The 24,647-nt window shown below is 74.3% G+C and carries 24 protein-coding genes and 1 pseudogene; 19 read left to right on the forward strand and 6 right to left on the reverse strand.

Annotation, left to right across the window (positions count from 1 at the left end; translation table 11 throughout):
- Positions 1–42: 42 nt before the first annotated feature.
- The gene (locus ACLQ2V_RS18120) at positions 43–648 is read right to left on the reverse strand and encodes a 4'-phosphopantetheinyl transferase family protein (protein ID WP_425719674.1); all 606 of its coding nucleotides are present in this window, start codon (positions 646–648) and stop codon (positions 43–45) included.
- 15 nt (positions 649–663) lie between these two features.
- Between ACLQ2V_RS18120 and ACLQ2V_RS18125 the strand changes: the two genes are divergently transcribed.
- The 12 genes from ACLQ2V_RS18125 (at position 664) to ACLQ2V_RS18180 (ending at position 11,865) form a co-directional block, all read left to right on the forward strand.
- Positions 664–930 carry a phosphopantetheine-binding protein gene (locus tag ACLQ2V_RS18125; RefSeq protein WP_425719675.1) on the forward strand — a complete coding sequence of 89 codons (267 nt, stop codon included), beginning with the start codon at positions 664–666 and terminating at the stop codon, positions 928–930.
- Complete coding sequence (locus tag ACLQ2V_RS18130) at positions 930–1,175, forward strand: acyl carrier protein (protein WP_425719676.1); 246 nt, start codon at positions 930–932, stop codon at positions 1,173–1,175. Before ACLQ2V_RS18125 ends, ACLQ2V_RS18130 begins: the two co-directional genes overlap by 1 nt.
- Positions 1,168–2,262 carry a beta-ketoacyl synthase N-terminal-like domain-containing protein gene (locus ACLQ2V_RS18135; RefSeq protein WP_425719677.1) on the forward strand — a complete coding sequence of 365 codons (1,095 nt, stop codon included), beginning with the start codon at positions 1,168–1,170 and terminating at the stop codon, positions 2,260–2,262. The genes ACLQ2V_RS18130 and ACLQ2V_RS18135 overlap by 8 nt, the downstream gene beginning before the upstream one ends.
- Positions 2,259–2,792 carry a beta-ketoacyl synthase chain length factor gene (locus ACLQ2V_RS18140; protein WP_425719678.1) on the forward strand — a complete coding sequence of 178 codons (534 nt, stop codon included), beginning with the start codon at positions 2,259–2,261 and terminating at the stop codon, positions 2,790–2,792. The genes ACLQ2V_RS18135 and ACLQ2V_RS18140 overlap by 4 nt, the downstream gene beginning before the upstream one ends.
- Positions 2,789–4,405 (forward strand): class I adenylate-forming enzyme family protein, encoded by a 1,617-nt coding sequence (locus tag ACLQ2V_RS18145; RefSeq protein ID WP_425719679.1) that lies wholly within the window; start codon positions 2,789–2,791, stop codon positions 4,403–4,405. Before ACLQ2V_RS18140 ends, ACLQ2V_RS18145 begins: the two co-directional genes overlap by 4 nt.
- The gene (locus ACLQ2V_RS18150) at positions 4,402–5,661 is read left to right on the forward strand and encodes a beta-ketoacyl-[acyl-carrier-protein] synthase family protein (RefSeq protein WP_425719680.1); all 1,260 of its coding nucleotides are present in this window, start codon (positions 4,402–4,404) and stop codon (positions 5,659–5,661) included. Before ACLQ2V_RS18145 ends, ACLQ2V_RS18150 begins: the two co-directional genes overlap by 4 nt.
- A gap of 65 nt (positions 5,662–5,726) precedes the next feature.
- Positions 5,727–6,839 carry a 4-hydroxyphenylpyruvate dioxygenase gene (gene hppD / locus ACLQ2V_RS18155; RefSeq protein WP_425719681.1) on the forward strand — a complete coding sequence of 371 codons (1,113 nt, stop codon included), beginning with the start codon at positions 5,727–5,729 and terminating at the stop codon, positions 6,837–6,839.
- Positions 6,836–7,765, forward strand: a complete 930-nt coding sequence (locus ACLQ2V_RS18160) for a phytanoyl-CoA dioxygenase family protein (protein ID WP_425719682.1) — start codon at positions 6,836–6,838, stop codon at positions 7,763–7,765. The genes hppD and ACLQ2V_RS18160 overlap by 4 nt, the downstream gene beginning before the upstream one ends.
- A gap of 5 nt (positions 7,766–7,770) precedes the next feature.
- Entirely contained in the window at positions 7,771–8,568 is a 798-nt protein-coding gene (locus tag ACLQ2V_RS18165; RefSeq protein ID WP_425719683.1) for a DUF3050 domain-containing protein, read from the forward strand.
- A complete protein-coding gene (locus ACLQ2V_RS18170) occupies positions 8,565–9,536 on the forward strand; it encodes a thiamine pyrophosphate-dependent dehydrogenase E1 component subunit alpha (protein ID WP_425719684.1) in 972 nt (323 codons plus the stop codon). Before ACLQ2V_RS18165 ends, ACLQ2V_RS18170 begins: the two co-directional genes overlap by 4 nt.
- Positions 9,536–10,507: an alpha-ketoacid dehydrogenase subunit beta gene (locus tag ACLQ2V_RS18175; RefSeq protein ID WP_425719685.1), complete on the forward strand. Its 972-nt coding sequence runs from the start codon at positions 9,536–9,538 to the stop codon at positions 10,505–10,507. The genes ACLQ2V_RS18170 and ACLQ2V_RS18175 overlap by 1 nt, the downstream gene beginning before the upstream one ends.
- Positions 10,507–11,865, forward strand: a complete 1,359-nt coding sequence (locus ACLQ2V_RS18180; protein ID WP_425719686.1) for a hypothetical protein — start codon at positions 10,507–10,509, stop codon at positions 11,863–11,865. The genes ACLQ2V_RS18175 and ACLQ2V_RS18180 overlap by 1 nt, the downstream gene beginning before the upstream one ends.
- A 60-nt stretch (positions 11,866–11,925) precedes the next feature.
- On the opposite strand, the gene ACLQ2V_RS18185 is transcribed toward ACLQ2V_RS18180, so the two are convergent.
- Together ACLQ2V_RS18185 and ACLQ2V_RS18190 are read right to left on the reverse strand one after the other, a co-directional pair.
- A complete protein-coding gene (locus tag ACLQ2V_RS18185; protein WP_425719687.1) occupies positions 11,926–12,573 on the reverse strand; it encodes a response regulator in 648 nt (215 codons plus the stop codon).
- Entirely contained in the window at positions 12,537–14,462 is a 1,926-nt protein-coding gene (locus tag ACLQ2V_RS18190; protein WP_425719688.1) for a sensor histidine kinase, read from the reverse strand. The genes ACLQ2V_RS18185 and ACLQ2V_RS18190 overlap by 37 nt, the downstream gene beginning before the upstream one ends.
- A gap of 130 nt (positions 14,463–14,592) precedes the next feature.
- Here ACLQ2V_RS18190 and ACLQ2V_RS18195 point away from each other — a divergent pair.
- A pseudogene (locus ACLQ2V_RS18195) lies at positions 14,593–15,246 on the forward strand (ABC transporter ATP-binding protein); the annotation flags it as partial.
- A 77-nt stretch (positions 15,247–15,323) separates the two neighbouring features.
- On the forward strand, positions 15,324–16,067 hold the full coding sequence (locus tag ACLQ2V_RS18200) for an ABC transporter permease (RefSeq protein ID WP_425719689.1): 744 nt from the start codon (positions 15,324–15,326) through the stop codon (positions 16,065–16,067).
- 13 nt (positions 16,068–16,080) lie between these two features.
- On the opposite strand, the gene ACLQ2V_RS18205 is transcribed toward ACLQ2V_RS18200, so the two are convergent.
- Complete coding sequence (locus ACLQ2V_RS18205) at positions 16,081–16,779, reverse strand: SGNH/GDSL hydrolase family protein (RefSeq protein ID WP_425719690.1); 699 nt, start codon at positions 16,777–16,779, stop codon at positions 16,081–16,083.
- Between the two features lie 117 nt (positions 16,780–16,896).
- Here ACLQ2V_RS18205 and ACLQ2V_RS18210 point away from each other — a divergent pair, with 117 nt between their 5' ends.
- The 3 genes from ACLQ2V_RS18210 to ACLQ2V_RS18220 all read left to right on the forward strand — a co-directional run bounded on the left by ACLQ2V_RS18210 (position 16,897) and on the right by ACLQ2V_RS18220 (position 18,823).
- Positions 16,897–17,295, forward strand: coding sequence for a fluoride efflux transporter FluC (locus ACLQ2V_RS18210; protein WP_425719691.1), 399 nt, complete (start codon positions 16,897–16,899; stop codon positions 17,293–17,295).
- Complete coding sequence (locus ACLQ2V_RS18215; RefSeq protein WP_425719692.1) at positions 17,295–17,693, forward strand: fluoride efflux transporter FluC; 399 nt, start codon at positions 17,295–17,297, stop codon at positions 17,691–17,693. The genes ACLQ2V_RS18210 and ACLQ2V_RS18215 overlap by 1 nt, the downstream gene beginning before the upstream one ends.
- Positions 17,694–18,337: 644 nt before the next feature.
- Positions 18,338–18,823, forward strand: coding sequence for a hypothetical protein (locus ACLQ2V_RS18220; RefSeq protein WP_425719693.1), 486 nt, complete (start codon positions 18,338–18,340; stop codon positions 18,821–18,823).
- Here ACLQ2V_RS18220 and ACLQ2V_RS18225 read toward each other — a convergent pair.
- Both ACLQ2V_RS18225 and ACLQ2V_RS18230 read right to left on the reverse strand, forming a co-directional pair.
- The gene (locus ACLQ2V_RS18225; protein WP_425719736.1) at positions 18,790–20,013 is read right to left on the reverse strand and encodes an MFS transporter; all 1,224 of its coding nucleotides are present in this window, start codon (positions 20,011–20,013) and stop codon (positions 18,790–18,792) included. The two genes, ACLQ2V_RS18220 and ACLQ2V_RS18225, sit on opposite strands and share 34 nt — an antisense overlap.
- A 50-nt stretch (positions 20,014–20,063) precedes the next feature.
- The gene (locus ACLQ2V_RS18230) at positions 20,064–21,638 is read right to left on the reverse strand and encodes an AMP-binding protein (RefSeq protein ID WP_425719694.1); all 1,575 of its coding nucleotides are present in this window, start codon (positions 21,636–21,638) and stop codon (positions 20,064–20,066) included.
- A gap of 395 nt (positions 21,639–22,033) precedes the next feature.
- Here ACLQ2V_RS18230 and ACLQ2V_RS18235 point away from each other — a divergent pair, with 395 nt between their 5' ends.
- Together ACLQ2V_RS18235 and ACLQ2V_RS18240 are read left to right on the forward strand one after the other, a co-directional pair.
- Complete coding sequence (locus ACLQ2V_RS18235; protein WP_425719695.1) at positions 22,034–23,359, forward strand: SGNH/GDSL hydrolase family protein; 1,326 nt, start codon at positions 22,034–22,036, stop codon at positions 23,357–23,359.
- A gap of 67 nt (positions 23,360–23,426) precedes the next feature.
- Positions 23,427–24,644: a cytochrome P450 gene (locus ACLQ2V_RS18240; protein WP_425719696.1), complete on the forward strand. Its 1,218-nt coding sequence runs from the start codon at positions 23,427–23,429 to the stop codon at positions 24,642–24,644.
- The last annotated feature ends 3 nt before the right edge of the window (positions 24,645–24,647 follow it).

Genomic DNA, 24,647 nt, shown 5'->3' on the forward strand with positions numbered 1-24,647 from the left:
CTCCGGGCGCGCGTCGCGGCGCCCGCCGCCCTGCCTGATCGATCAGTCGACGATCAGCTCGACCCCGTCGACCGTCCCGCAGACCGCCACCGCCAGCACCAACCCGTCGCCGCCGAGCAGGGGATGCCCGACCCGCAGGCCGTCCGGCCCGTCGGGCACCGGCAGCAGCGGCCCGTCGGGCACCGGCATCCGCCGGGCCAGGCCGCCGTCGCGCAGGCCCCGGCCGAGAACCTTGCCGACCGCCTCCTTGGCGGTCCAGAGCGCCAGGAACGCCTCGGCGCGCCGCTCGGCGGGGCGCTCGGCCACCCAGTCGGCCTCCTGCGGGGCGTACCAGCGGCGGGCCAACGCCACGGCGGGCAGCTCCCGGCGGGTCTCCACGTCGACCCCGACGCCCCCGGCGCGGCGGGCCGCGACCACGACGATGTCGCCGGCGTGGCTCACGCTGACCGCCGGCCCGGCCGCGTCGCCGGCACGCACGAACGGCCGTCCGGCCGCGTCGCGACCCACCCCGATCTCCGCCTCCGGCCGGCCGAGCAGCGCGCCACCCGCGCGCCGCAGCAGCCGCCGGGCCGCCGCCGGCCGACCGCCGGTGCTACGGCCGAAGAAGACGTACACGGTGTCCCGACCGGGCACCGCTGACAGGCTCACGGAAAGAGGTTAACCATGCGCGACGAGGTACGTGCCTTCGTCATCGCCCAGCTCGCCGACATGAACTACGACGTCGACGACATCGACGACGACACCACGCTCGGCCCGGCCGGCGTCGACCTGGAGTCGCTGGCCCTGGCCGACCTCTCCGTGCGGGTCGAGGACCACTACGGCCTGAAGTTCGCCGACGACGAGTCCGAGAAGCTGGCCCTGATGACGGTCGGCGAGTTCACCACCATGGTGGCCGACCGCGTCGCGGCGAGCGCCGACGGCAACTCCTGATGGCCGGTCGGCCCGACCTGGGGCGAGCTGACCTGCTGACCATGCTCGCCGAGATGACCGGGAAGCCGGTCGAGCAGGTGACCGACCGGGTGGGCTCGATGGAGCTGGCCTGGCTGGTGCACCTGGTCGAGCAGCGCTACGACGCCCGGCTCGACCTCACCGACGACCAGCTCGCCGGCATTCGCACCGTCGACGACGCCCTCGCGGTGTTCCACGCCTGCCTGGCCGCTCCCGCCGATGGCTGAGCGACCCACGGTGCGGATCACCGGCGTGCACGCGCTCAGCGCCCTCGGCCGGGGGGCCGAGGCGCAGCTGGCCGGGGTGCTCGCCGGCGCGCCGGCCTTCCGGCCGGTCGACCGCTTCGACACCGGCGCCCGCCGGGTCGCCGTGGCGGCCACCCTGGCGCAGGTCGGCGGCCTGGCCGACGAGCTGGCCGAGGCCGTGGACGCCGCCTGCGCGGCGGCCCGCCTCGACGCGGCCGACCGGGCCGACGCGCCGCTGCTGCTGGCCGCGCACGGCGGCGTCGACGTGCCGGCGCTGGCCACCGGGCTGGCCCGCCGTTGCGGGCTGGCCGGGGCGCGGCGGGTCTACACCAGCGCCTGCGTCTCGGCCTCCAGCGCGGTGGCCGACGCCGCCGCGCTGATCGGCCGGGGCGACGCCGAGCGGATCGTGGTCGCCGCCGGCTACCTGGTCGAACCCGACCAGTACGCGCTCTTCGACGCGGGCCGGGCGCTGGCCGCCGACGGGGCGGTGCGCCCGTTCAGCGCCGGCCGGCGGGGGCTGCTGCTCGGCGACGGGGTGGCCGCCGTGGTGCTGGAGTCCGCCGCGGCGGCCCGGCGGCGCGACGCGCCGACCCTGGCCTCGGTGCTCGGCTGGGGCCGGGCCGGCGACGGCCACCACCCCTGCCAACCCGACCCGCAGGGCCGGGGACTGGCCCGCGCCCTCGGCGCGGCCCTGCGCCGGGCCGGGCTCACCGCCGAGCAGATCGGGTACGTCAACGCCAACGCCACCGGCACCGGCTTCAGCGACGCCGCCGAGGCGGCGGCCCTGCGGCTGGCCTGGGGGGAACACGCCGGCCGGGTGCCGGTCAGCTCCACCAAGGCGCTGCACGGGCACGCGCTGGAGGCCTCCGGGCTGCTGGAACTGGTGATCACGGTGCTCGCGGTGCGGCACGGGAAGCTGCCGGTCAACGCCGGCTGGCTCGGCCCGGACGAGGCGTGCCCGCTGGACGTCATCCGCGACGCGCCCCGCCCGGCCGCCACGCCGTACGCGCTGAGCCTGAACTCCGCCTTCGGCGGGGCGAACACCGCGCTGCTGGTGGGTGCGGCGTGACCGGGCGGACCGGCGCGACCGGCCTGCGGGTGCTGGCCGAGGCGCGCTGGCCCGAGCCGGGCGACGCCGCCCCGCCGACCCTGCCCGGCTTCGTGCACTCGACGTTCAGCCCGGTGGTGGCGGCCGTGGCCGACCGCTGCCTGACCCGCCGCCACGGCGACCGCCCGGCCCCGGCCCCGACCGGCCTGCGCACCGCGGTGGTGCTGGTCAGCGCCGCCGGGGACCGGGCCAGCGCGGCGCACGTGCACGCCACGGTCGCCGACGGCGGCCGGCCCGGCCCGCTGTTCTTCTTCCAGTCGGTGCCCAACAGCGTCGCCGGGCACGTCGCCGCGCGCTGGGGGCTGGGCGGGCCGGTGGTCTGCCTCGCCCCGACCGGGGAGCCGCTGGTCGAGGGGACGGCCGAGGCGGAGCTGCTGTGCCACGACGGCGACGCCGACGAGACCTTGTTGATCATGATTGAGCAGGCCCCCGACGACGCGCCCGCGACCCGGGCCGTGGCGGTGCTGCTCGCCGGAGAGGACGAACGATGAGGACCAGGGGACTGCGCGGGGCGCTGGCCGCCGACACCGAGCTGGGCGCCGGCAACGTGCTGGCCCGGGTGCTGGCACACGGCGCCGACCCGGACGGCCCGGGGCTGACCTTCGACACCCCCGTCGACGGGCACCCGGGCGAGCAGCCGCTGACGCTCGGGCAGCTCGACGAGCGGGTGGCCGCCCGCGCGGCCTGGCTGCACGCCCGGGGTGTCAAGCCCCGCGACCCGGTCGCCGTCTGGGCCACCGCCGCCGCCGACATGGTGCTCAGCTTCCTGGCGCTGACCCGCCTCGGCGCGATCCCCGCGCTGATGAACGGCCGGCTGCGCCCCGAGATCGCCGCCGAGTACATCCGCCGGCTGCGCGGCGTCGGGGTGCTCGCCGACGCCGAACACGCCGAGCTGCTCGCCGGGCACGACCTCGGCGTGCCGCTGATCGGCACCCCCGCCGAGGCCGGCGCCGGCGACCCGGCCGCCGCGCCGGCCCACTACCGCCACCACCCCGACGACCCGATCGTCATCACCCACACCTCCGGCACCACCGGCGTGCCGAAGGCGGTGCTGCACTCGCACGGCAGCCTCTTCGCCGCCACCCGGCACCTGCTGACCATGCCGCAGGCCCAGGGCACCGGCCGGATCCTCAGCGCCCTGCCCGCCCCGCACACCGCGACCGTGCTCATGGTCAACCAGGCGCTGGGCAACCGCGCGGAGATGTTCCTCCTCTCCGACCAGGGCGGCGAGCGGGTGCTCGACGCCATCCAACGCTGGCGGCCCGACGGGGTCTTCGGCTTCTCCGTGACCTGGGCGGAGCTGGCCCGGTTCGACCTGTCCGGCTACGACCTGGACTCGGTGCGGCTGTGGTTCAACACCGGCGACTGCTCCCACGAGCCGCACGTACGCCGGCTCGTCGCGGTCGGCAGCCGCGACACCGTCACCCGGCAGGGGAGGGTCCGGGTGCCCGGCTCCGTCTTCATCGACGGGCTGGGCTCCAGCGAGATGGGCCACTCGATGTTCCACATCACCCACACCACCGAGACCGACCGGTACGGCCGCTGCGTGGGCCGCCCCTACCGCTTCGCCCGGGTCGCGGTGCTCGACGCCGAGGGCAACGAGCTGCCCCCGGGGCAGGTCGGCTTCCTCGGCATCGACTCGCCGTCGCTGTTCAAGGGCTACTGGAACGACTCGGTGACGACCTACCGGTTCCGGCTGCGGGGCTGGTACCTCACCGGCGACCTGGTCCACGCCGACGACGAGGGCCGCTACTACCACCTGGACCGGGCCGTCGACTCCGTCACCACCGGCGACGGCAGGCGGTACTTCACCGCGCTGTCGGAGGAGCGGATCCTCGCCGCCTGCCCCGACGTCACCGACTGCACCGTGGTGATCGTCGCCGAGGACGACGCCGTCGGCACCGACGTGCTGCTGGAGCTGGCCGCCGGGGCGGACCCGGCCGCCGACCGCACCGAGGCGGTGCGCGCGGCGCTCGGCGCGGACCTCGGGGCGACCCTGCGCCGGGTGGTCCCGGTGCGCTCGGCGGACATCCCGGTCACCGTCACCGGCAAGGTACGCAAGGTGGCGCTGCGCGAGCGCTACCTGACCCAGGCGTCGTCATGACCGTCGTGATCACCGGGATGGGCCTGTTCACCCCGGTCGGGCGGGGCGTCGGCGAGACCCTCGACGCGCTGCTGCACGGCCGCTCCGGGCTGACCCGCCCGGCCGACGACCACCCCGCGCGGGAGTCCCTGGACGCCGCCGGGCTGCTGCCGGAGATCGACCCGCGCACCGTGGCCTCCGGCCCGCAGGCCCGGGTGCTGGACCGGACCGTGGTGCTGGCGCTGCTGGCCGCCGCCGACGCGCTGACCGACGCCGGCATCGAGGTCGGCCGCGACGTGGACCCCGAGCGCATCGGCGTGATCGTCGGCGGGGTCGGCGGCCTGGCCACCCTGGAGGCGCAGGCGGTGGCCCGCGCCGCGCGGGGCCGGGCGGCGGTCAGCCCGTACCTGCTCACCGGCATCCTGCCGAACATGCCGGCGGCGCGCATCGCCATCGCCCATGACATCCGCGGCTACAGCTCCTCGGTCGGCACCGCCTGCGCCTCCGGCGCGCAGTCGGTCGCCGACGCGGTCCGGCTGATCCGGGCCGGCGAGGCCGACGTGGTGCTCTGCGGGGCCAGCGAGGCCCCGCTCTTCCCCACCTTCGCCGCCACCTTCGGCAACGCCCGCGCCCTCGCCCGAGGCTGGGCGGACCCGACCGAGGCGAGCCGGCCCTTCGACGCCCGGCGCAACGGCTTCGTCCTCGCCGAGGGCGCGGCGCTGCTGGTGCTGGAACGCGCCGCGCACGCCGCCGCCCGGGGCGTCGCCGCGTACGCGGAGGTCGCCGGGTACGGGGCGAACACCGACGCGTACCACCCGACCGCGCCGCGACCGGACGGGACCGTGGCGGCGGCGTGCATGCGCCGGGCCCTGGCCGACGCGGGGGTGACCGCCGGCGACGTCGGCTACGTCAACGCCCACGGCACCGCCACCAAGCTGGGCGACATCGCCGAGACCACCGCCCTGGGGGCGGTCTTCGGCGTCGGCGGGGTGCCGGTCAGCTCCACCAAGGCGCTCACCGGGCACCTGCTCGGCGCGTCCGGGGTGCTGGAGGCGGCGGCCACCGCGCTGACGCTGGGCTCGGGGCTGCTGCCGCCGACGGGGAACCTCGACGATCCGGACCCGGCCTGCCCCGCCGACCACGTGCGCAAGGAGCCGAGGGCCGCCGCCGTGGAGCACGCGTTGACGAACTCGTTCGGCTTCGGCGGGCAGAACGTCAGCCTGCTGCTGCGGCGCACCGCCGGCTCGGCCGCGCGGGCCGCCCGGCCGGGGACATGAAGGCTCGTTCCACCCCGGGCGGTGCGCCCGGGTCGCAGTCACGGGGGACATGGGGAAGGGCTGGTATGGACATCCGATCTATTGATCACATCGAACTCTACGTGGGTGACGCCCGGCAGGCCGCCTTCTACTTCGGCACCGCCGTCGGGTTCCGGCTGCGCGGCCAGGGTGGGCCGGAGACCGGGCTGGCGGGGCAGCGGTCGCTGCTGCTGGGCCAGGCCGACATCCGGATGGTGCTCACCTCGGGGCTGAGCGCGCAGCACCCCGCGTCGACGTACGTGCAGCGCCACGGCGACGGCATCGCCGTGGTCGCCCTCGAGGTCGACGACGCCGCCGAGGCGTACGCGGAGCTGGTGGCGCGCGGGGCGGCGCCGGTGCGACCGCCGACGACCTTCACCGGCGTGGACGCCGAGGTGGTGATCGCCGAGGTGGGCGGCTTCGGCGACGTGCTGCACCGGTTGGTGCAGCGCCGGGGCGACCGGCGCGAGTTCCTGCCCGGGGCGATCGAGATGGAGCCGTCGATCGGCGCCGACGACGGTCTGCTCGCCGAGATCGACCACCTGGCCATCTGCGTGCCGCCGGGGCAGCTCGCCGGGACGGTGGCCCACTACGAGCGGGTCTTCGGCTTCGCGGCGATCTTCACCGAGCACGTGGAGGTCGCCGGGCAGGCGATGAACTCCACCGTGGTGCAGAGCGTCTCCGGGCGGGTCACCCTGGTGCTGCTGGAGCCCGACACCAGCCTCCGGCCGGGGCAGATCGACGCGTTCCTCACCGAACACGCCGGCGCCGGGGTGCAGCACCTGGGGCTGCGCACCGACGACATCGTCACCGCCGTCGGCGCGCTGCGCCAGCGCGGGGTCCGCTTCGCCGGCGGCACCCCCGGGGCGTACTACGACGAGCTGGAGCGGCGGGTCGGCCCGGTCGACGCGCCGCTGGAGCGGCTGCGGGAGCTGAGCATCCTGGTCGACCGCGACCACGGCGGGCAGCTGCTGCAGATCTTCACCGAGTCGATGCACGTGCGCCGCACCCTCTTCCTCGAGCTGATCGAGCGACGCGGGGCGCTGACGTTCGGCAGCGGCAACATCAAGGCCCTATACGAGGCCAAGGAGCGGGAGCTGGCCGCGGCGGGGGCCACCGCCGCCGTCGTGGTCGGCACGGCACAGGGGGTTGGGGCATGACCACCACGCAGATCCACCCGGCACTGACCGCGCAGGAGGAGGCGCTGCTGCCCTCCGACGACGACGTGCGCTTCTACGCCGAGCACGGCTGGTACCTGTCGAAGAAGATCTTCACCGACGAGGAGGTGGACGCCCTGGCGGCGGCCACCGACCGCTACTACGACGGCGAGCGCGACCGCACCCTGCCGGCGCGGCCGCCGAAGCTGGCCTACTGGGACCCGTCGAAGGGCCCGGTGCAGCGGCACAACGACTACGTCCACTACGAGCACGACGGCATCGCCGCGATCCTGCGCAAGCCGCTGCTCGGCGCGGTCGCCGCCCGGCTGGCCCGCGCGCGGGAGATCCGGGTGTTCCAGTCGACGCTGATCTACAAGCCGCCGATCTCCGGCGAGCCGTCGAACATCGTGCCCTGGCACTTCGACAAGCACTACTGGTCGTCGTCGACGTCGGAGAACATGCTCACCGCGTTCATCCCCTTCCACGACTGCGGCGAGGAGATGGGGACCATCACCATGGTCGACGGCTCGCACCGCTGGTCGGAGATCGGCGCGGACGACACCGTGGTGCGGCACTTCGCCGAGCGCGACCGCGACCAGCTCGAGGAGATGCTGGCCGAGAACGCGGCGCACAACGGCGCGGAGATCCGCAAGGTCCCCATGGTGATCCCCAAGGGACACGTGAGCTTCCACCACTGCCGCACCTACCACGGCAGCGGCGCCAACGTCAGCGACCGCCCGCGCCGGGCGATCTCGCTGCACCTGCAGGACGGCGCGAACGCCTGGCGGGAGTTCCCCCTCTCCGACGGCACCGTCGCCGCGTACAACCACGACGTGCTGGTCCGCCGCACCGACGACGGTCGGCCGGACTACGCCGACCCCGATTACTGCCCCGTCATCTGGCGCGAGCGCGCCCAGCAGGAAGGCTGACACCAATGTCACGGTACGACTGGGGCAAGACGCACCCGGGCATCGAGCGGCTCGAGCAGGCCGTCAACGACCGCCGCGAGGTGGTGGTCGCCCACCCGCTCTACGCCAACCTGGACACCCACCAGGCGCTGGTGACGTTCATGGAGCACCACGTCTTCGCGGTGTGGGACTTCATGTCCCTGCTGAAGTCGTTGCAGCGGCAGCTCACCTGCGTGACGGTGCCGTGGATCCCCACCGGCCCGACCGGCAGCCGCCGGCTGATCAACGACATCGTGATGGTGGAGGAGAGCGACGAGCTCGGCGAGGGCTACATCAGCCACTTCGAGCTCTACGTGCAGGGCATGGTCGAGGCGGGCGCCGACACGACCGCCGTGACCGCGCTGATCGACCTGCTGCGCGCCGGCACGCCGGTGACCGAGGCGCTGACCGCCGCCGGGGTGCCCGCCCCGTCCGCGGCGTTCGCCGCCACCACCTGGAAGATCATCGAGTCCACCCCGGTGCACTGCCAGGCGGCGGCGTTCGCCTTCGGCCGCGAAGACCTGATCCCCGACATGTTCACCCAGGTCGTCGCCGTCAACGAGCGCAGCCAGCGGCTGAACAAGTTCGTCGACTACCTGGAGCGTCACATCGAGGTCGACGGGGAGCAGCACACCCCGATGGCCATGCAGATGCTCGCCGACCTCTGCGGCGACGACGACGTCAAGTGGCAGGAGTGCGCCGACACGGTGAACCTGGCGCTGACCGCCCGCGCCCGGCTCTGGGACGACATCCTCACCGCGATCAAGGAGGGGCAGCCGGCGTGACCGGAGGCGATCCCGTCCGGCTGTACCGGACGGTGCGGCTGATCCGCCGCTTCGAGGAGCGGGCCCTGGAACTGGTCCGCGCCGGGGCGATCGTCGGCGGCATCCACCCGTACCTCGGTCAGGAGGGGATCGCCGCCGGGGTCTGCGCGGCGCTGCGCGCCGACGACCTGGTCACCGGCACCCACCGGGGGCACGGCCACGTGCTCGCCAAGGGCGCCGACCCGGCCCGCATGCTCGCCGAGCTGCTGGGCCGGGTCACCGGCCTCAACCGGGGCCGGGGCGGGTCGATGCACGCCGCCGACCTCGGCGTCGGGGTGCTCGGCGCCAACGCGATCGTCGGCGCCGGCGGGGCGATCCTCACCGGGGCGGTGTGGGCCCGCCGGCGCGGCGGCGCCGACATCGTGGGCGCGACGTTCTTCGGCGACGGCGCGGTCAACGAGGGGATGCTGCTGGAGGCGTTCAACCTGGCCGCGCTCTGGCGGGTGCCGGTGCTCTTCGTCTGCGAGAACAACGGCTACGCCACCACGATGCCGGTCGACGGCGCGGTGGCCGGCACCATCCCCGGCCGGGCCGAGGCGTTCGGCATGCCGGCGGCCGTGGTCGACGGCCAGGACCCCGAGACGGTACGCGCGGCCACGGCCGCCGCCGTGGCGCGGATGCGCGCCGGTGGTGGGCCGGAGCTGATCGAGGCCCGCACCTACCGCTTCGACGCCCACCACACCTTCGAACACGCGGTACGCCTCGACTACCGCGACCCCGTCGAGGTGGCCGCCGGCCGGTCCCGCGACCCGGTGCGGATCGCCGGCGCGCGGCTGACCGAGGCCGACCGGGCCGCCGTGGACGCCGAGGTCGAGGCGACCCTCGCCGCGGCGGTGGAGTTCGCCCTGGCCAGCCCCGAGCCCGACCCGGCCGGCGCGCTGGACCACCTGTACGCCAGCGGGCTGGTCGCCCGGACGGGAGGTGGCTGATGCCACGGCTGTCGTACCGCAAGGCGCTCACCCGGGCGCTGGCCGACGAGATGACCCGCGACGAGTCGGTCTTCCTGCTCGGGGAGGACATCCGGGTGGCCGCCTCGAACGTCACCGCCGGGCTGCTGAAGAGGTTCGGGCCGCAGCGGGTGCTGGACACCCCGCTGTCGGAGCAGGCGTTCACCAGCTTCGCCACCGGCGCGGCCCTGGCCGGGCTGCGCCCGGTGGTGGAGTTCCAGATCCCGTCGCTGCTCTTCCTGGTCTTCGAGCAGATCGTCAACCACGCGCACAAGTTCCCGCTGATGACCGGGGGGCAGTGCGCGGTGCCGGTGACCTACCTGGTGCCGGGCTCCGGCTCGCGCACCGGGTGGGCCGGGCAGCACTCCGACCACCCGTACAGCCTCTTCGCCCACGTCGGGGTGACCACCCTGGTCCCGGCCACCCCGGCCGACGCGTACGGGTTGCTGGTCTCGGCGATCCGGCACGTCGACCCGGTGGTGCTCTTCGCCCCGGCCGGGGCGATGGACGTGCGCGAGGACGTGGACTTCGCCACCCTGGCCCCGGTGCCGATCGGCCGGGGGCGGGTGCACCGCGCCGGCGACGACGTCACCGTGGTCGCCGTCGGGCACCTGGTGCACGACGCCCTGGCCGTGGCCGAGGAGCTGGCCGGTCAGGCGTCGGTGGAGGTCTTCGACCCCCGCACGCTCTACCCGTTCGACTGGGACGGGCTGGTCGCCTCCGTGGCCCGCACCGGTCGGCTGGTGGTGGTCGACGACTCCAACCGGTCCTGCGGCATCGCCGGGGAGATCATCGCGACGGTGGTGGAACGGGTGCGGCTGCTCGCGCCGCCCCGGCGGGTCACCCGCCCCGACGGCGCGGTGCTGCCCTTCGCCCCGGCGCTGGACCGGGCCGTCCAGCCCGGCCGCGAGCAGCTCGCCGCCGCCATCCAACTCACCCTCAAGGACGAATGATGATCGATCCGAACTACCCCTGGCCCGGGGCAGACCAGGCCTGGCAGGCCCTGCCGGCGCCGACCCGCGCGGCGATGGTGGCGGCCGGGGCCGCCAACTGGGAGAACGTCTTCTACGGCTGCGCCACGTACAACCAGACGTGGCGGCTGGCCCGCCCACCGGTCATGCCGGCGGACGCGTTCCGCGAGCTCAACGAGGTCTGCGACCGGATCGCCCAGCTCATCCTGGAGTCCTGCCGGCGGCGGGCCCGCACCGCCGGGGAGCTGACCCGGCTGCTCGGGGTGCCGGTGGAGGAGACCAAGCTGCTCGATGAGGACGAGGAGCTCTCGGAGGCGCTGCTGGCCGCGTACCGGCCGGACGTGCTGATCTCCGGCGGGGTGCCGAAGTTCGTCGAGTACAACATCGACAGCAGCCTCGGAGGCGGCTTCGACGCCGACACGGTGGTCTACCGCTACACCAAGATCTACGAAGAGCAGGGGATCCTCGACGGGCTGCCGGTGCGACCCGCCCCGTCCCTGCTGGACCAGCGGTTCGTGGCGATCCGCGACGAGCTGGGGCTGGCCGAGGGCGCGCGGGTGGCGCTGCTGCTGGACTTCGACGCCGACTACCCCGGCCTGGAGACCCCGGCCTTCTTCATCAAGCTCCTCTCCCCGCTGGCGGACCGGGCCCGGCACTTCGGCATCGACCTGGTCATCGCCCAGCTCGAGCTGGCCACGCTGGACGAGCAGCGCCGGCTCGTGGTCGACGGCGCCCCGGTCGACGGGCTGTTCCGGCTCTTCGTGCCCAACCGGGTGCACCCCAGCGCCGGCCTGGACGCCGTCGCGGGGGCGCTGGCCGCCGGCACCCTGCCGATGTTCGTCAGCTCCGCCGCCTGGCTGCTCGGCAACAAGATCAACTTTGCCTGGCTCTGGGAGGACCTCGACGTCCTGCCCGAGGCCGACCGGGCGCTGATCCGCCGCTACGTCCCGCGTACGGTCGCGCTGACCGCCGCCGAACTGCCCCGGGCCCTGGCCGACCAGCGCGACCTGGTCGCCAAGCCCGCCGGCGGCTCCGCCGGCATCGGGGTGCTGCTGGGCCCGGAGACCTCCGCGCAGGCGTGGGAGGCCGGGCTGCGCGCCGCCCTCGACGAGGGCGGCTACATCCTCCAGGAGTACATGGAGGCCGACCGGGTGCCGATGGACTTCGTGCGGATGGAGACGGGGGAGACCGTCACCGACGACGTCCCGTACAGCCTCGCCCCGTACCTGTTCGGCCGGCAGGGCTCCGGCGCCCTGGCCCGGGTGGGCTTCCCCGGCTGCGAGAGCGTGCTCAACCTCGCCCGAGGGGTCCTGCTCACCGGCATCCTGCTCACCGACTGAACCGCACCGCACCCGCCGTCGATCACGCGCCAGGCAACGTGGGTACGCGGTCGACGGCACTCAGGTGTCGTTGAGGTAGGCGAGCACGGCCAGGACGCGGCGGTTGTCGTCCGCCGACGGGGGCAACCGCAGCTTGTCGAAGATGCTCGCGGTGTGCTTGCCCACGGCGCTCTCGCTGAGGTACAGCCGCTGCGAGATGGCGGCGTTGGACCGCCCCTGGGCCATGAGCTCCAGCACGTCGCGCTCGCGCGGCGTGAGGCGGGCCAGCGGCGAGGCGGTGCCGCCGGCCGCCAGGAGCTTCGCGATCACCTCGGGGTCCATCGCGGTGCCACCCGCCGCGACCCGGCGGACGGCGTCGATGAACTGGTCGGCGTTGAGGACCCGGTCCTTGAGCAGGTAGCCGACCGCGCCGGCCCCGTCGGCCAGCAGTTCCCGGGCGTAGAGCTGCTCGACGTGCTGGGAGAGCACCAGCACCGGCAGGCCGGGCACCTCCCGCCGGGCGGCCAACGCGGCCTGCAGGCCCTCGTCGGTGAACGTCGGCGGCAGCCGCACGTCGACGACGGCCACGTCGGGGCGGTGCCGGGCCAGGGCGGCGCGCAGCGCCGGCCCGTCGCCGACCGCCTCGGCGATGGTGAAGCCGTGGCTTTCCAGGAGCATTACCAACCCATCCCTCAGGATGTGGAGGTCCTCGGCGAGGACGACGCGCACGGGATCTCCATGGTGACGACGGTGGGTCCGCCGGGCGGACTGTGCAGGGTCAGGGTCCCGTCGAATGTAGCGAGCCGCCGCCGGATGCCCCGCAGCCCGGTCCCCACCGCCGGGTCGGCCCCACCCGGGCCGTCGTCGGTCACCACCATCCGCAGCACCCCGTCGCGGTGCGCCAGCGAGACCGAGATGTGCGACGCGCAGCGGGCCGCGTTGGTCAGCGCCTCGCAGACGACGAAGTAGGCGGCCGACTCGACCGGCGCGTCGAGCCGCCCGGACAGGTCGACGCGCACGTCCACCGACAGGGGGGTGTCCAGCGCCAGCGCCCGGATCGCGTCGCCGAGCCCGCGTTCGGCGAGCACCGGCGGGTGGATGCCGCGTACCAGGTCGCGTAGCTCGCTCAGCGCGGCGGCGGAGGTCTCCCGCGCCTGCTCCAGCAGCCGCCGCGCCCGCGCCGGGTCGGTCTCCATGAGCCGCTCGACGGCGGCCAGGCTGAGCCCGACGGCGATGAGTCGGGCCTGGGCGCCGTCGTGCAGGTCGCGTTCGATGCGGCGCAGCTCGGCGGCCTGCACGTCGACGGCGTCGGCCCGGGTGGTGGCGAGGTGCGCGACCCGCGAGGCGAGCACGGTGGCCGCCGTGGGGGCGAGCAGGAGCCGGTCCCACCACAGCCGCAGCCGCATCAGCGGCCCGGCCAGGGCGAGCCCGAGCAGCGCCAGGCCCAGCCCGACGGGCAGGCTCGCCCAACCGGGCACCTCCGCCGCGGCGGGCTGCACGTGCGCGACGCCGAACCAGAGGTAGAACGGGGTGATCCAGTAGCCGGTGACGATGCCGAAGGGCACCGCCCAGCCCACCCACGTCAGGGGCTGGCAGAACAGGCCGAAGAACCCGAAGCCGACCAGGACCGCCGGGACGAACGAGAGCGGGGCCAGCACGACCGAGCCCAGCGACCAGAGTTGGTCGCGCCAGGTGGCCGGGTCGCCGAGCAGCCACCCCCGCCGTTGGCCCTGGATCGCCGCCGGGAGACCGGTGTACAGGACCCGTCCGACCCGGTAGGTGCCGTCCTCGCCGGGGCGGGGCGACGGCGGGTACGGCCGGTACGGCGCGGGCAGGTCCACGCCCGTCGCCCGGCCGACGTGACGTCGGTAGAGCTGCACCAGCGACCGCGTGACCGGCAGGGTGTGCGGCAGCAGCCCGCCCCACGACAGGGCGCCGGCCAGCACGTTGAGCAGCAGGCCGCCGAACGTGGTCAGCGACAGCCCGGCCAGGCCGGCCCCCCGCCAGGTCGCGGCCGACCGCCGGGCGACCCACCGGCCGATCGCCGTCCGCGGCCCCCGCACGGCCCCCAGCAGCAGGCCGGCCCACAGCCCGTACGCCCGCAGCGCCCACGGCGCCAGCAGGACCGCGGCCACGATCGCACCGACGCCCGCCGGCACCGACCACGCGGGGTCTCCGGGCGGCGAGACGAGCAGGAACACCCCGGCCGCCACCAGCGCGGGCGGCACCAGGACCGGCAGCCCGCCGGTGACCGGGGTGAGGATCAGCCACAGCCACTCGCGGCTGAGCGTCGGATCCTTCGCGTGGTGGTCCAGTTTCATCAGGAACGCCGGCACCCGGGACGACTTGAACAGCGCGCCGTCGTGGGCGTACCAGCCGTCCTCGCGGCGGTGCGGTGCCGGCGGCGGCGACCGGACGGGGTCGCCGACGTCGGCCCCGGCCCAGGCGCGGGCGAGTCGTCGCCCCAGCGCGGTCAGCGGGAACTGGCCGGCGACGGCGAGCGGGTAGGTGACCACCAGGATGGCGGCGACGACGAGAACGTACCCGTAGGCGAACCCGGCCGCGCCCAGCACCACCAGGGCGGCGCAGCGTGGCACGGCGAGGGCGAAGCGAGTCACGGGTGAAGTCTCCGCTCTACCGGCCGCCGCCGTACTGGGGCAGGGTACCGACCAGGGGTGGGGCTGGGTGCACCCCACTGTGCAGCTGGACCCATTATCCGCCGCCGGTGGAATTCCTAGCGTTGTCGGCATGTCAGTCATCGAGGTGCGCAACCTCCACAAGCGGTACGCCGAACAGGTGGCCGTCGCCGACGTGTCGTTCAGCGTGGACCCGGGCGAGATCTTTGGGATCGTGGGCCCGAACGGTGCCGGCAAGACCACCACCGTGGAGTGCGTCGAGGGCCTCCGGATCCCGGACTCCGGAACGGTACGGGTGCTGGGGCTGGACCCGCGCCGGGACCGGGCGGCGGTGCGGCAGAAGCTGGGCATCCAGCTGCAGGAGAGCCAGCTGCCGGACCGGATCAAGGTGTGGGAGGCGCTCGACCTGTACAGCTCGTTCTATCCGCACCCGGCCGACTGGCGGGCGCTGCTGGACGAGCTGGGCCTGACCCCCAAACGCAACACGGTCTTCGCGAAGCTCTCCGGGGGGCAGAAGCAGCGGCTGTCGATCGCGCTGGCGCTGGTCGGCAACCCGGAGGTGGCGATCCTGGACGAGCTGACCACGGGGCTGGACCCGCAGGCGCGGCGCGACACCTGGGAGTTGATCCGGCAGGTCCGGGACCGGGGCGTCACGGTCGTGCTGGTGACCCACTTCATGGACGAGGCGGAGCGCCTCTGTGACCGGTTGGCGGTCGTCGTGGCCGGCCAGGTCGTCGCCGTCGACACTCCTGAGAACCTGATCGCCGGCGCGGTGCTGCCCGGCGTCGCACGGCCCACCCTCGAGGACGCGATCCTCTCCCTCACCGACGCCGGGAGCGACCGATGACCGCCCTCTCCAAGATCATCCGTGTCGAGGCGAAGCTGTTCCTCCGCGACCCCACCGGGGCCTTCTTCGCCATCGCGTTCCCGGCCCTGCTGATCCTGGTGCTCGGCCTGGCCATGCCCGGGTTCCGGGAACCGGTGGACGAACTGGACGGCCTGGTGCCCATGGAGATCTACGTGCCGATCACCATGGCGCTGGCCATCGCGACCGTGACGATGGTGACGCTGTTGACCGTGGTGGCCAACTACCGCGAGCGGGGCGTCCTGCGCCGGCTCTCGACCACCCCGGTCTCCCCGGCGTCGCTGCTCGTGGCGCAGGTGGCCGTGAACGTGGGCGCACTCCTCGTGGGCTGCGCCCTGGCCTGGCTGGTGTCGGCGACCGTCTTCGACGTCCCGCCGCCCGGCAACGCGGTCGGCTTCGTGCTGGCGTTCACCCTCGGGTCGGCGGCGATGTGCGCCCTCGCGCTGCTCGTGGCGGCGGTCGCGCCGAGCGCGCGGGCCTCGTCGGGGATCGGCCAGCTGATCTACTTCCCGATGATGTTCTTCGCCGGGGTCTGGACGCCGGGGCCGCTGATGCCCGACGTGGTGCGCGACATCGCCGACTTCACCCCGCTGGGTGCCGCGTCCCTGGCCGTGCAGGACGCCTGGGCGGGCTCCTGGCCCTCGCCGCTGCACCTGGCCGTGATGGTGGCGTTCACCGTGGTGCTGGGCGCACTGGCGGCCCGCTGGTTCCGCTGGGAATGAGCGGTCGGGTCGGTCAGGGGGTGCCCGCCCGCCCCCGAGCGGCCAGGTGGGCGCCCAGCCGGCGGATCGTCTCGGCGGCGGCGATGGCGTCGCTGCGGGCGCTGCCGTGCCGGCCGTCGCCGCTGTACAGGCCCGGCTCGGCCACCGCCGGATGGTCGGTGAGGTGCACGTGCAGGGTGCCCAGCCGCTCGCCCAGCGCCCGGGTGTGCGCCGCCAGCCGGCGCATCCGCTCGCCCAGGGACTCCCGCACCCGCTCGGGCACCGCCGGGCTGCGCGACACGTCGAACATGCCGACCGTGATCACGTCCGCCCCGACCGCCTGCAGCCCGGTGACCATCGCGGCCAGCTCGGCGTCGACGGCCTCGGCGTCGTACCCCCGGCTGAACGCGTCGTTGCCGCCGCAGACCACCAGCGCCAGCTCCGGCCCGAACGCCACCGCCGGGCCGAGCTGCGCCGCGCGCACCTCGTGCGCCCGCAGCCCGCGCAACCCCAGATTCAGGTACGCCAGCCCGGGGCGGGCCGCGTCCAGCTCGGCGGCGATCCGGTCGGCCCACTGCACCTGCGGGTACCCGTCGACCGGCTCGCAGAGCCCCTCGGCGACGCTGTCGCCCAGCACCACGAACCGCCGCCACGGGTGCCCGGCGAGCAGCCGCGCGCTCTCCCCGGCGCGCAGGCAGTGCGGATCGGTCGCCTCGGTCAGGGTCGCTGCCATGATCGGCACGCTAGCCGACCCGGCGGGCCGGCGTCGACACCCGAAAAGCCCGCACCCTGCGGGTGAGGCTCGCCCGATCCGGGCGGAGACCGAGGCCGCCGGTGGGCTAATGGGGACGTGAAGGTCGTGGCGATCCTCCTCGGCGGTGGCCTCGGTGCCACACTGCGGTACCTGCTGGGCCTCGGCCTCGCCCCGGCCACCCCGCCGCACTTCCCCTGGGTCACCTTCGCCATCAACATGGTGGGTGCGTTCGCCCTCGGCGCGGTGATGACGTTGCTGGCGGCGCACCGGCTGCCGGGGCCCTGGGGCAAGGCGTTCCTGTCGACCGGCCTGATCGGCGGCTTCACCACCTGGTCGCACTTCATCGTCGAGGCCGATCAACTCTTCGGGGCGCGACGCGGCGGGGTGGCCGTCGGCTACCTCGTCGCCAGCATCGTCGTCGGGGTGGCCGCCGCCGCCCTCGGCGCCCGGCTCGCGGAGTCCTGGGTGGGTCGCCCGGCGGGCGGGGGCGCGTGATGTGGCTGGGCCTCGGGGTGTTCCTCGCCGGTGGGCTCGGCGCGCTCAGCCGCGCCGGGGTTGACGCACTGGTCAAGCCCTGGTGGAAGCGGCGGGCCAGCGGGCCCAGCCGGGCCTTCCCGGCGAGCACCTTCCTGATCAACGTCTCCGGCGCCTTCGTGCTCGGCATCGTCACCGGCTACGCCGCGAAGAACCTCGCCGGCGCGGCGCAGGACTTCGCCACCATCGCCGGGGTCGGCTTCCTCGGCGCCTACACGACCTTCTCCACCGAGCAGTGGCACACCCTGGGGCTGCTGCGCCGCAACGCCGCCGTCGAGGCCGTCAACGTGCTCGGCAGCCTCGGGGCGAGCCTGGCGCTGGCCGCGCTCGGCCTCTGGCTCGGCAACCTGCTCGCCTGAGCCCCGCTCCGGCCGCCTGCCGGGTGTGCCCTGCCGGGTAGGCCCTGCCGGGTTGGCCCTGCCGGGTTGGCCCTGCTCGGTTGCTTGCCGGGTGGGCCCTGCTGCGACCGCTTGCCGGCTGACCCGCTGACGGACTGCCGCTGCCTTGCCGAGCCGTTGCTCTGCCGCCGCCGCCACACCGCCCCACGCGGTCGCCCTCCTGCGCGGGGGACGTCTCCTGCGAGTCCTTTGGAGCTGATGTCGTAAACGAATCGCCGAGGGCGATGACGCAAACGAATCAGCTCCATAGCGTCCAGAGGAGGGGGCCCCGCCCCGGTGGGTTGCCTGCGGATCGCTGCCCGCCATCGCCGACCTTGCTCACCACTGCCGTCTGCCGGTGGCCGTCCGCCGTTGGGACCGTCCCGGCGATCAGACCGTCTGCCGGTTGCGGACGCGCCCGTCGCCGGCCCGCCGTCGCCGGCCCGCCGGTAGTCAGGCCGCGCGTTGGTCGTCCGCCGGTTGGGTCGTCGTCGGCGTTGCCTGTCGGCCGGGCAGGGTTTGCTTTCGGTCGGGCAGGGTTTGCCTTCGGGCGGCGTCGGCAACTAGCGGTCATGGATTGGTCGAGTGCACCGGGGGCCGTGCGGTTCCGGCGGTCCCGCCGCAAAATGCTGCCGTACCTGGCCGGAGCGGTTCTGGCCTTCACGGCGACCGCCTGGCTGGCGGGTCTTCTCCTCTTCGGCGCGGACAAGGCCGACCCCTGGCCGCAACTGGGGGTGGCGTTGCTCGGGGCGGTCGGCGGGTACGTCCAGGCGCAGCGGCAGGTGGGTCTCCCGCTGCTGCTGACCGACGACCAGATCGTGCTCACCCATCCCACCACCGGATCGTTCGCCATCGACTGGGACAACCTGGTGGTCGCCGAGGTCCGGGGCCGGATCACCGCGGTGCTGGTGCTGGAGCCGATCGACCCGGGCCGGACCCGGCCGGCCCTGGGGCGATGGGAGGAGTGGAGTCGCCACCACCTGTGGAACCAGTCCCGAGCCGAGCGGCCGTACGAGATCCGGGTGCCCCTGTTCGGCCTCACCCCCGGCATCGGCCGGCTGCGCGCCGCGCTCCAGACTCAGCTCGCCGCAGCCGCCCGGGGCCGCGGCTGACCCGCCCGCAGCGGCCCGACCAGCAGCGGCCCCACGGTCAGCACCGTGCAGACCACCGCCATCACCAGCAGCGCCGGTTGCAGCCCCAGCGCCGCCACCGACCAGCCGCCGACCAGGCCGCCCAGGGGCAGCCCGACGAAGGCCAGCGAGCCGGCGATGCCGAGTACCCGGGTCTGCAACGCGTCGGGCACCCGTTCGTAGAGCGCCGCGCCGAGCAGCGGGTTGACCGCAGCGATCCCGATGCCGGAGAGGAACGTCACCACCAGCACCACCACCAGGTGATCGGTGAGCGCCATGATCAGCAGCCGGGGGGCGCCGCTCAGCGCCGCGCCGACGGCGAAGACGAGGGTGCGGGGCAGCCGGGGGCCGAGCGCCGTGAAGACCACGTTGCCCAGCAGCGCCCCGGCGCCGAAGACGGCCAGCACCAGGCCGAAGCCGGCCGGGTCACCCAGCACGTCGCTGATCCACAGCGGCACCCACACGGCGGTGTTGGCGGCGGCCATCATGTTCAGCGCGGAGACCACCAGCAGCATGGCCAGCAGCACCCGGTCGGTGCGCAGGTAGGCGAAGCCGGTGCGCAGCGCCTGGAAGTAGGGCTCCCGGGGCGCGGCCGGCGCGGTGTCGGCCGGCGGGCGGACCAGCGCCCCCACCAGCAGCGCGCAGAGCGCGAAGGTGCCCGCGTCGATCCAGATCGCGTGGGTCACCCCCACCCAGTCGATGAGCAGGCCGCCGATGACCGCCCCGAAGAGGACGACCGCCCGCGCCAGCCCGTCGTAGGCGGAGGTGAGCCGGATCAGCTCCACCCCGGCCCGCTGCGCGGCCGGCCGGAACAGCACGTGCTTGACCCGGTCGCCGATGCCGCGCAGCCCGCCGGCGAAGGCGACGAGCACGAGCAGCGGCCCGAAGCCGAGCCACGGGGTCAGCGCCACCACGGCCATGGCGATCGCGCTCGCGGCGTCCACCACGACGGAGGTACGCCGCACCCCGAACCGGTCGGCCCACGGCGTGGCCAGCGAGCTGGAGAGCATGTACGGCAGGAACTCCGCCGCCGCCACCAGGCCCATCTTCGCCGGGCTGCCGGTGGTGGTCAGCACCAGCCAGGGGATGGCGATGACCGAGATGCGGCTGCCCAGGTTGGAGATCAGGTCGGCGGCGACGAGGATGACCAGCTCCCGCCGGGCGGCGGCCACCTCGGGCGGCCGGGCCCCCTTCGCCACGGGTTCGGTGCCGGCGTCGGCGCTCACGTCGGGCTGCCGACCGAATCGGCGCTACGGCCGGCGGCGTACCGGTCGCGCAGCGCCCGCTTGTCCACCTTGGCCGAGCGGTTCAGCGGCAGCGCGTCGACGAACTCCACCGCGCTCGGCGCCCACGTCTCGCTCAGCTCGGCCACGACCAGGTCGATCAGCTCCGCCCCGGTCACCGTCGCCCCCGGCGCCGCCACCACGTACGCGTACGGCACCTCGCCGACCGCCTCGTCGGGGACCCCGATCACGGCGGCGGCGCGCACCTGCGGGTGACCCGCGAGCGCGTCCTCGATCGGCCGGGAGTAGATCAGCCAGCCCCGCTTGCGGGTGACGATGCGGTCGGCGAGCCGGTCGACGAGGTAGAGGTAGCCGTCGGCGTCGAGGTGACCGATGTCGAGGGTGCGCACCCAGCCGTCGACCAGGGTGGCGGCCGTCAGCTCCGGCTGGCCGTAATAGCCGGCGAAGCTGAGCTTCGTGCGGACCCACACCTCGCCGTCCACGCCGGCCGGCAGCACCGCGCCGTGCTCGTCGCGGATCTCGACGGCCACGTCCCCGTACGCCCGGCCGCAGGAGCGCAGCCGCTCGGGGTGCTCCGGGTCCTCGGTCAGCCCCGGCTGGGCGGTGATCACCACGGCCTCGCTGAGGCCGTACACGATGCGCAGGCACGGGCCGAAGCGCGCGATGGCCTGCCGCAGCCGGGCCGGCGCGGCGGGCCCGGCGCCCACGTTGAACATGTTCATGGTGGAGAAGTCGGCGCCGTCGAGCGCCGGGTGGTCGAGCACCTCGTAGAGCATCGGCGGGGTGACGTACGTCGAGTTGATCCGCTCCCGCTCGACGGTGGCGATGAAGACCGCCGGGTCCCACTGCTCGCGCAGGAAGAGCACGCCGCCGCTGAACAGGTTGATCAGCGTGGTGATCTGGCCGCTGGCCAGCCACATCGAGGAGTGCGACAGGTGCCGCAGCAGTGGGATCGCCCCGGAGCGGAAGCCCTCGGCCAGGGTGAGGATCTGCCGGTAGAAGCTCTCCCGGTGGTGCACCAGCTTCGGGGTGCCGGTGGTGCCGCTGGTCTGCAGGAACGACTCCGGCGCCGGCACCTCGGCGGGCAGGGCGGCCGGGGCCTGCCGGGCGGTCGCGGTGAGGTCGGGGCCCGCGCCGTCCGGGCCGAGGCAGAACAGCGGCACGCCGGGCAGCCCGGCGGCGATCCGCGCGCCCAGGTCGTCGCCGGTGCGGGTGTCGTAGACGAACGCCTCCGGGCGGGAGAGGCGGACGAAGTCGTCGACCTCCGCGCGGGAGGTGATCGGGGCGACCCACATAGTCCGGCAGCCCAGCAGGTGCAGGGCGAGCTGCAGCAGCGGCCCCTCCACCGCGTTGCCGAGCATCACCAGCACGGCGGCGCCCGGCGCGACCCCGCCGCGCACGAGCGCGCCGGCCATGCCGCGCACCTCGTCGGCGGCGTCGCGGTAGGTGAAGCGGCGTCCGCCGCCCACCAGCGCCTCCCGGTCGCCGAAGCCGGCGAAGAGCTCCAGCACCTCGTGCACGTAGGTGGTCGGTCGGTAGGACCCGTCCGTCATCGCCAGCCCCCATCAGCGTTCCGGCGGCGGTGCGCGGCGCCCCGACGGGACGCCCGCGATGACCGGCCGCGAGCGGCGTCCGGGCGACTGAGGGGCCCGGACGCGAGGGCGGCGGGCGGATTCGGCGATCGCGCCGCCGCCGAGGTCGAGCCTAGGTCGCGTCACCGCGCGGGGGACAGGGGCCGATCGGTGTCCCGGAGTACGGCGATCGGTGTCCCGGAGTACGGCGATCGGTGGCCCGGCGCGCGGCGATCGGCGGCCCGGGCGCGTCCCGACGGCAATTGATCTTGTCGATCAGGTTGATTGACGCTCTTCAGGGGTGCGGTTAGTTTCTGGACCACCGTTCAGGCGACTGTCGTCAGTGGACGACCCTGGGCTGCCAATATGGAGGTTCGATGACGACCCCGAAGAAATGGCACGTGATAACCGCCCCGAAGAGATGGCAGCTGGTCGCCGCGGCCGCCACGGCACTGGTCGTGGGGGCGCCGGCCCTCGTCGCGACCGCCGGGCCGGACAACGGGCAGCGCGCCGGCGCCCCCGTCTGGGCGGGCAGCTGGGCCGCCGCAGTGACCCGGGGCAACACGTCCGGCCTGACCAACACGGGGCTGAACAACCACAGCATCCGGATGATCGTGCACACCACCGTGGGCGGTAACCGCGTGCGCGTGCGACTGAGCAACATCTACGGCGAGCAGGCCGTCACCGTCGGCCGGGCCACCGTCGCCCGCCCGGACGCCTCGACCCCGACGGACCTGTCGGACGTCACCGCCCCCAGCGTGCGGGAGCTGAAGTTCAACGGCTCCCCGTCGGTGATCATGAACCGGGGCGCGGAGCTGCTCAGCGACCCGATCGACTTCCCGATCGGCGACCAGCAGGACCTGGTCGTCACGCTGTACTTCCCGGTGCTGACCGGGCCGGTCACCTTCCACGGCCAGTCCCGGCAGACCACCTTCATCGGCGCGACCGACCTCACCGGCGCGGCGGCGGGCACCGGCTTCACCACCCGCCCCGACTGCTGCTGGATGTTCCTCTCCGGGGTGGACGTGCAGCGGCGGCACAGCCCCGGTGCGGTGGTGGTGCTCGGCGACTCGATCGGCGACGGCAACGGCAGCTCGGTCAACGCCAACAAGCGCTGGCCGGACCTGCTGGCCGACCGGCTGATCGACGGCCGCCCCGAGGTGCGCACCCCGGGCGTGCTCAACCTCAGCCTGGCCGGCAACCGGCTCAACCACGAGGGCACCGAGCCCGGCACGGGGGGCTTCCCCGGCTACTACGAGCTGGGCCCCAACGGCCTGGCCCGGCTCAACGAGGACGTCTTCCCGCAGACCGGCGTGCAGACCGTCGTCACGCACCTGGGCATCAACGACATCTGGATGTCGGGCGACTCCGCCGAGCGGATCATCGCCTCCCTGCGGCAGATCAACCAGCAGGTCAAGGCGCGCGGCCTGACCAGCCTGGTGGCTACGCTGACCCCGTACGAGGGGCACGGCAACCCGGGGGTGTGGACGCCGGAGAAGGAGGCCACCCGGCAGGCGGTCAACACGTACCTGCGCGGCAGCCGGGAGTTCGACGGGGTCCTCGACTTCGACCGGGTGCTGCGCGACCCGGCGCAGCCGAGCCGGCTGCTCCCGGCGTACGACTCGGGGGACCACATCCACCCGAACGACCTGGGCAACCAGGCGATCGCCGACGCGGTGCCGCTGCGCCTGCTGGGGCTGTGACACCGGCGGGGCGGCGGGGCACCTCCCGCCGCCCCGTCACCAAAATTCCTGGGGAGGAAGCACCACCATGGACATCACAGAGCTGATCACCAACCTCTACAGCGATCAGGGCCGCCAGGACCCGTACCCCTTGTACGCCGCCCTGCACGAGCTGGGGCCCGTGCACGTGTTCCCGAAGCGCGCCCCGGGCAGCACCGTCACCGCCGTCGCCGGCGGCTACGACCTGGTCGACGCCATCCTGCGCGACCCCGAGTGGACCAAGCAGTCCCCGCCCGGCTGGGAGCAGCACGAGATCCTGCGGACCTTCGAGTCCTCGATGATGTTCATCAACCCGCCCGACCACACCCGGATGCGGGCGGTGTTCGCCAAGACCTTCACCCCGCGCCGGCTGGGCGCGCTGGAGCCGGTGATCGAACGGGTCACCGAACGGCAACTCGACCGGATGGCCGAAGCCGGCGCGGACGGCGCCGAGGTCGACTTCGTGGCCGACTTCGCGTACCCCATCCCGGCGCTGGTGATGGCCGACTTCATCGGCCTGCCCGAGGCCGACCTGGCCTGGTACCGGGAGCGGGTCGAGTGGATCGACGAGTTCCTGGACCTGGGCGGGGCGACGCCGCAGCGGCTGGCCCAGGCCAACACCGCCGCCGAGGAGCTGCGCGGCTACTACCGCGAGCTGATCGCCACCCGCCGCCGCGTCCCCGGCGAGGACCTGATCACCGGCCTGATCGAGGCGCTGGACTCCGGCACGGTGGACCTCACCGAGGACGAGCTGATCAGCAACCTGATCGTGCTCTTCAACGCCAGCTTCGTCACCACCGTCTACATGTTCAGCAACGGCCTGCCGCTGCTGCTGGAGCACCCGCAGGTGACCGCCGCGCTGCCCGGCGACGACGAGCTGACCCGAGGGGCCGTCGACGAGGTGCTGCGGATGCAGAGCCCGGTGCACTTCCTGGCCCGCGCCGCCCCCCGCGACACCGTCCTGCAGGGCGTGCCGGTGGCCGAGGGCGAGAACGTGATGCTGCTGATCGCCGCCGCCAACCGGGACCCGGCGCGCTTTGCCGACCCGGACCGCTTCGACCCGCGCCGCAGCGGCCCGCCGTCGCTGGCCTTCGGCGTCGGCCTGCACTTCTGCCTCGGCGCGGGGGTGTCCCGGCTGGAGGGCCGCCTCGCCCTGCCCCGGCTCTTCGCCCGCTTCCCCGACCTGCGCGTCAGCCGCACCCCGGAATACAGCGGCAGCCTCTTCCTGCGCGGCATCGACAAGCTCTTCGTCACCACCGGCGCTTAGGAG

The organism is Micromonospora sp. DT233 (assembly GCF_049841815.1).
Lineage (GTDB): Bacteria > Actinomycetota > Actinomycetes > Mycobacteriales > Micromonosporaceae > Micromonospora.